The 658-nt window shown below is 76.4% G+C and carries 1 protein-coding gene and 1 pseudogene; both read right to left on the bottom strand.

The window, feature by feature from the left end; all coding sequences use genetic code 11:
• Positions 1–236 (bottom strand): annotated as a pseudogene (locus ALMP_RS35460) (aminoglycoside phosphotransferase family protein); the annotation flags it as partial.
• Positions 237–469: 233 nt separating this feature from the next.
• The gene (locus ALMP_RS35455) at positions 470–652 is read right to left on the bottom strand and encodes a hypothetical protein (RefSeq protein WP_264935880.1); all 183 of its coding nucleotides are present in this window, start codon (positions 650–652) and stop codon (positions 470–472) included.
• Positions 653–658 lie beyond the last annotated feature (6 nt).

Here is a 658-nt window from a genome sequence, read left to right as displayed (position 1 = left end):
GCGAGTGGGGGGAGGAGGACGTCGGGGAGGCGGGCGGCGGTGGTGAGGCGGGGGGTGAGGTCGGAGGGGGTCGTGCCGGGGGCGTGCGCCTTGGCGACGGTGCCGGCGTGGCGTACGACGGTGGCGTCGGGGCGGTCGGCGAGGGTGGCCGCGCCGCAGGGGCAGGGGGACGGGAGCGCGTGGGCCCGGGCGGTGGCCCGGAGGGTGAGATCGCTGAGAAGCGGAGTGGGGGTCATGGGGCTCCCTGGGTGTGCGGCGCGCTGATCGCGAGGGTACGCAAGGAGCCCGGCGGCCGGCAGCCGACGGGTGCCGGCGGTGGTGGGGGCTTCGGGGCCCCGGGGGAAAAGCAATGCCGGCGCAGCTCCCCAGCTGCGCCGGCATTTGTGCCGTCCGCCGCACCCCCGTCCCCACGGGGTTTCATGGGTGGATGTCCCCGCCCGGACCGCTCTTCCGGGCCTGGGGTCGCCGCTCAGCGCCCCAGCATCACGCCCACGGACGACGCCTGTGTGGCCACTGTCTCCCAGCCGTCGAAGACGACGAGGAGCAGGACCGCCAGGGGAAGGGCCATCAGGGTCGCCACCAGGGGGTGGCGACGGCCCGTACGGCGGGGGCGCCGCGCGCGGATCAGTGTCCGCGGTGCCGTGTGGGCCATGGTCCC

Source organism: Streptomyces sp. A012304 (assembly GCF_026008495.1).
Classification (GTDB): domain Bacteria; phylum Actinomycetota; class Actinomycetes; order Streptomycetales; family Streptomycetaceae; genus Streptomyces.
The sequence above is the reverse complement of the archived record's forward strand: the minus strand, read 5'-3'. Positions and strand labels throughout refer to the sequence as shown.